The sequence below is a fragment of the Mesorhizobium sp. P5_C1 genome (genome assembly GCF_054049815.1).
Genome location: NZ_JBFULQ010000447.1, coordinates 1 through 4522 on the forward strand (window position 1 = coordinate 1; position 4522 = coordinate 4522).

5 protein-coding genes and 1 riboswitch are annotated in these 4522 nt (G+C 61.1%); of the genes, 2 read left to right on the plus strand and 3 right to left on the minus strand.

Annotated features, from left to right (window positions below; genetic code table 11):
* Positions 1-470 precede the first annotated feature (470 nt).
* Positions 471-570, plus strand: a riboswitch (SAM-I-IV-variant riboswitch).
* Positions 571-608: 38 nt separating this feature from the next.
* Complete coding sequence (locus tag ACXJ7R_RS25450) at positions 609-785, minus strand: hypothetical protein (protein WP_457154238.1); 177 nt, start codon at positions 783-785, stop codon at positions 609-611.
* On the opposite strand from ACXJ7R_RS25450, the gene ACXJ7R_RS25455 reads away from it, so the two are divergent.
* Positions 785-1174 (plus strand): hypothetical protein, encoded by a 390-nt coding sequence (locus tag ACXJ7R_RS25455; protein WP_457154239.1) that lies wholly within the window; start codon positions 785-787, stop codon positions 1172-1174. The genes ACXJ7R_RS25450 and ACXJ7R_RS25455 overlap by 1 nt on opposite strands.
* 328 nt (positions 1175-1502) lie before the next feature.
* On the opposite strand, the gene ACXJ7R_RS25460 is transcribed toward ACXJ7R_RS25455, so the two are convergent.
* Positions 1503-1937: a DUF5131 family protein gene (locus tag ACXJ7R_RS25460; protein WP_457154242.1), complete on the minus strand. Its 435-nt coding sequence runs from the start codon at positions 1935-1937 to the stop codon at positions 1503-1505.
* Here ACXJ7R_RS25460 and ACXJ7R_RS25465 point away from each other — a divergent pair.
* Positions 1919-2101, plus strand: a complete 183-nt coding sequence (locus tag ACXJ7R_RS25465) for a DNA methyltransferase (RefSeq protein ID WP_457154240.1) — start codon at positions 1919-1921, stop codon at positions 2099-2101. The genes ACXJ7R_RS25460 and ACXJ7R_RS25465 overlap by 19 nt on opposite strands.
* Positions 2102-2697: 596 nt before the next feature.
* On the opposite strand, the gene ACXJ7R_RS25470 is transcribed toward ACXJ7R_RS25465, so the two are convergent.
* On the minus strand, positions 2698-4522 hold a 1825-nt coding region (locus ACXJ7R_RS25470; protein WP_457154241.1), incomplete at its 5' end, for a DUF3604 domain-containing protein.

Genomic DNA, 4522 nt, shown 5'->3' on the forward strand with positions numbered 1-4522 from the left:
CACTGGGGCCGTGCACCTCGAGTGCGTGCTTACGATCGGGACCTGAGCCGCGCGTATGGCATTATGGCCAGCGGCACATGAAAGGCCGCACCTACAGGTCGGATACATGGCCGCACCAACCAGCGACTGCAAAAGCCTCAAAAAATCCCTTGCCAACGGAGAGCCGTCCATACACGGCCCCACTTCGGTCATTTGCTGCCTGTCCCTAAGGGCCGCTCATGGCGCAAGGCGGTCGTCTACGGGGTACGTTCCGAAGGTCTGCACCTGACGCTACTGCTCGTTTTGCAGATAAAGCCGAACAGCAGCTTTCCAACCGATCTCCCCCACAGGCGGCAGCGGATGGCGGTCGGCACCAACCGGGTTCATCGGCAGGTGGGGATGGGGAGTGGCTTGTGGGGCCCACCAGCAGGCCGAATAGCTGAGGCGCACGACACCGTCGGTTGCACTGAGACAGCGGCTCTGCTACTGCCAACCCACATCCAGAGAGGGCTTCGGCCCCGCCAACCAGCCTTGACCGGCAACGGTGGTGACAATGATGTGGCCTCTCTCGAGGCAACAGTAGGTCTCTCTCCAGATGCGTGTGTGAATTCTGGAGTTTTCTTATGCTCTCACGACGTGGTTTTTTGATCGGAGCAGGCAGCCTGCTCACAGCGGCGTTCGTCAAGGACGCGCGAGCGTTCGTTGGTAGGACCGGCCAGCCCCTGCTCGCGTCCCCGGCGCAGGTCGCCGAGACCATGTTCTGGTATGACAGTGGCGAGCAGGGCTATCTGTTGACTGTCGGCCATTGGACCTTCTGCCCCCGCCGCCAACCTGGCGGGAGTTCTTCATCAGCGAGGGCATCGCACACGAGGCTGAGGCCGAACATCGCGCCATTTGGGAGATACACGAGATCGATCCCGGAGATTACGATGACGACGTTGACGGATTTTTCTGGGAGACCCGGTTCGATCTTGAGACGGGTCCGACTGCCAAGGCCTACCGCCTGCTGAAGAAGCTGGACCTCGGCCCAAAGCTCCAGCGCGGGAGCGATGAACCCCATCTAGTATTCCGCGATGGTGATGTCGCCAACGACGATAGCAGATGGGTCGATGCACGTGACGAACTCACGCTATCCCTCCTGCAGGCTCGGCTGATCGATCTGAAGCTGACAATCCGAATTGCAGAAGGAATTTGAGGGGCCGACATGATAGGCGACAAGCCGACGCCGACCGCCAGCGCGCGGAGTCCCGGTATCGTGCCCTACTCGTGCCGGTACTGTGGCTGGGTGACCGAGGTGCCGAGCGAGGCCGGAGCACGTCTCTGTGTGCGGTGTGTGCGTTTCGAGGGTGATGTGCATCCGGCTATGACAGGAGCGCGGATTTCGGCACATAGCGCCCGCATCATGGGCATGATCAAGAACAAGGACTGAAGTTAGTCGAGACTGCAATCGTGCGTCAGATAGCGGATCGACCCGGGGCGGCTGCCTGACGGCGGGGGGCGGGGGTGGCTTTGTGGGCCCCCTGTCAAACTTCGCTGACTGACACCCATTCGCCGTTCTGCTTGTGGTGGAAGATCGTGCCCCTGGCGGCACAGTCGTTGCGGAAGTAGCTATACCATTGCGGGTTGCTCGGCCGCGCCCGGTGCTTGCATTGGTCGGATTCGCCGCCGGTGATGATCTGATCGATGCGCATAAGCGAATGTTGGGCTGGGTCCAGCGGATCGTAATGCGTGTCGCGCGGCCGAAACCAAGAGCGCAAGCCGTCCGGTATTGGCGCCGCCCGCGCGCGGATCTCGCCGAGCAGCGGCTCGGCCGATACGAAGGCGAATATCGGACGCAGATTCCTTTTAGCCTCGATCAGCGCCGGGACGTTCAGATCCCAGCGCTTTTGATCCTCGCAGGTGGTGCCGATCGCGACGAAGATGCGAGGTATGCCGCTCGGTGACGTATGGGCGGATATCGCCCCCGATCAACTCTCAGGCCCAAGAACTGCTTGGCTACACCACACAAAAACCTCTGGCGTTGCTGGAGCGGATAATCGGCCTAAGCGCGAAGCCGGGAGATGTAGTGCCTGATCCGTTCTGCGGCTGCGGAACGGCCATCGAGGCTGCCCAAAAAGCTTGAGCGCAGATGGATCGGCATCGATGTAACCGGGCGACGCACCTTCCCAATTGCGGGGAATGCCTTCAACGTCAGCGCAAATATTTCTGCTTAGTTTCATGCCCTTTAATCGGCGTTCAACGACATCAATCGCTAGCGCGTCTCTTTGAGGATGACCCGCATGATTTCCGTGGGCTTTGACCTCGCGTCCAACTTCACACAATTCAGGAATTGTTCGACGGCAAGAAATTGGATCGCCGCCCGTCGTGCGGACGCGCGACGGCTCCCGCGCGTACCGACACCAGAGGAAATCAGAGAATCACGAGGTTCCGACGGCCTTGCCACAAGGCGTCCCGCCAGGAGAAACCGTGCCTCTTACATCGACGCCTTGAACGGCCCGATCCGGCTCCAACCACGGAATTTGCCTGTCTGGTGTCAGACGACATACGCCCGCGAATAAGCACGAAGCCAACCAGCCAGACCGGCAACACGACAACCAGATCGCCGATCAGGGTCGTTTTGAGGAAGGAGAAAGCTTGTCGCGTGTTTAAGCCTTCCTATGCTTACAGGCGGCGCACGATCCGCCTGCCGTGGACTTCCGCAAGCAAATCAGCCTTTCCTTAGCCGGCTGGCGTGTACCAGATCGGCGATGTGTAGGCTCGTTCCTGCGTGGTCATGGTCACATCCGGCGACATCTTGATGCCAAAGTATTTCGCGTCATAGGCGGGCCAGCGCGGCGTCGGGATCTCAATGACGCGGCCATAGTAGAAAGCCCGCTGGGACGGATCGAAATTGGGGTCCTTCCATACGGCACTGAGCTCTGGCGCTCCGATCGTGTTGGTCCATGTGGCATTGGCTACGTCGACCGTGTCGCCAACCGGCGGCAGCTTGCCGTCGGTGCCCGGCTTGCGGTCGCCGGACCAGGCGACATCGTACACCTGTTCATGCACCTCGCCGGCGGCGTCCAGCCAACCTTTGACGATCTGATAGCGGTCGAGATTGGCGCCGATCGGATCCTTCAATGCCGCAACCAGGAAGGTCGGCACCTTGCCCGCTGGCGCCTGCTTGAGGTCGCCGCCCATCGGCACGCCCTTGGTGTAACCGGCGATGGCCGGGCTGCGGGTATTGGCGTCGGCTTCGACGAAATMGAAACCGCCGAAGAACCGAACTGCCATCCGCGGCCCGGTCGTGGCATAGGTCTCGCGCCGTTTCATGGCGTCGAAGATCGATGCGCGTGTGTTCTCCTGCGCCCAGACGGCGGCATAGCCCGACGCAGTTGTCTCCCAGCCCAGGATCTTGAGCCCGAGCTTGGGGTTCGCCATGAAGGGGTGCGACCAGCGTTCCGGGCTTGGCTCGCCGGTCGATATCTTCCCGAAAAAGTTGTCGTCGTCGGCAGTGGAGAGGCCCGTGTGCGAATCCGTGCTGCCGACCAGGCCGAACTTGTAGGGATTGACCCCGAGCTTGGCTTCCAGCTTCAGCCCGTTCTTGAGCGCCGAGCGCGTATACTCGAACTCCAGCATGTCCGGCGTCTTCTTCACGCTGAGGTCAAGATTGCCCTTGTCCCATTTCTCGAAATTGGCGAATTCGTCATTGGGGGAAAGGAAGGGGTGGCTCTCGCCGTCGCCCTTCATCTGGGTGGTCTCGTAAAGCACCTCCCACTGGGCGCGCTGCTCGGCGTATTCGCGATCGATCTCCTTGCCCGTGACCGGCTCGATGATCGGGAACATCTCGCCATTGCTCAGATTGCCATTGTGGGCGATGGCAAGGACATCGCCGCCGGTCTTGTCCTGATAGTTCCGCAGCCATTTCCACAGGTCGCGCGGGTTGTTGCTGCCGACGGGCGGTTGCGTCGTGTATGGCTCGACGAGACCGGCCTTTTCGGCTCCATCGCGGAAGATGACGTTGCGGTGGAGATTGTTGCCCTTGGACAGCGACGTCCATTCGAACCCGATGAAAGCGGTGAAGCGCCCCGGGTCGTTGGCTTCCTCGGCTGCCGAGATGATGCTCTGCCACACCGACCGATAGGCGGGGTTGCCCGGCTGGTAGATGATGTCAGGCGGAAATTTGCCTTGCGAGAAGGTCATGACGATGGACCACGCCGCTTCCCCAGCGTGCCCCGACTGTATCATGTCATACCACTCGCGGGCCTGCGCGTTCTGCAGGATCTCCGGCTTTCCGGCCATGAAATCGGTGAACCATCCCATATTGTCCGAGTGATCCGCGACGACCAGGAAGTCGAGCGGACGCGACAGCCTGGCCGGCTGTCCGGTCGAGGAAATGACCTCTTCGCCCTTCGCAAATTTGTAGGCCTCACGCGGTCCGAGCCTGGCGCCGGCTGCTCCAGCGTCGAAGGACAGGGCCGTGTGCAAATGCGTGTCGCCAAACAGCGGCCGCGTCGGGAAATTGCGTCCGGCATAAGGTGAGTAGGGCCGGGCCTTGATGGCT

Coding starts and splice junctions, on each gene's coding strand:
- ACXJ7R_RS25450 (WP_457154238.1), bottom strand. CDS start 785: ATGGCCGACAGTCAACAGATAGCCCTGCTCGCCACTGTCATACCAGAA.